The organism is Micromonospora sp. DH13, assembly GCF_020873825.1.
Taxonomy (GTDB): Bacteria; Actinomycetota; Actinomycetes; order Mycobacteriales; family Micromonosporaceae; genus Micromonospora; species Micromonospora haikouensis.
In genome coordinates this window covers 1-411 of sequence record NZ_JAHWGR010000111.1, presented here as the reverse complement: position 1 = coordinate 411, position 411 = coordinate 1, and the positions used below count along the sequence as shown (strand labels likewise).

The following is a 411-nucleotide window of genomic DNA, read 5'->3' as shown; positions in this document are numbered from 1 at the left end:
CACTACGTCTGCGGACGCTGCCGGGCCTGCCTAGCGGGCAAACGTCACCTGTGCCGCAACACCCAAGGTATTGGATATGCGGTCGACGGTGCCTACTGCCAGTACTTCGTCATGCCGGCTGGCAACGTCTGGGTACATCACATCCCGGACCTTGACCCCGACGTCGCGGCGATCTTTGACCCGTTCGGCAATGCCGTACACACCGCCTTGCAGTTCCCCTGCCTGGCCGAGGATGTCCTCGTTTCAGGTGCTGGGCCGATCGGCATCATGGCGGCCCTGGTCGCTCAGTTCCAAGGGGCGCGCAACGTCGTCGTTACCGACCTGTCCGACGAGAGGCTGGAGCTGGCTCAGCAATTGGGCCTGAAGAACGCCGTCAATGTTTCCCGCGAAGGTTTGGAGACGGTGTGGGAC

At 62.8% G+C, this 411-nt stretch carries 1 protein-coding gene; it reads left to right on the top strand.

All coding sequences use genetic code 11. The features are described from left to right. Positions 1-411: zinc-binding dehydrogenase (locus tag LPA42_RS33480; protein WP_228987156.1), on the top strand; the 411-nt coding region annotated here is incomplete at both ends.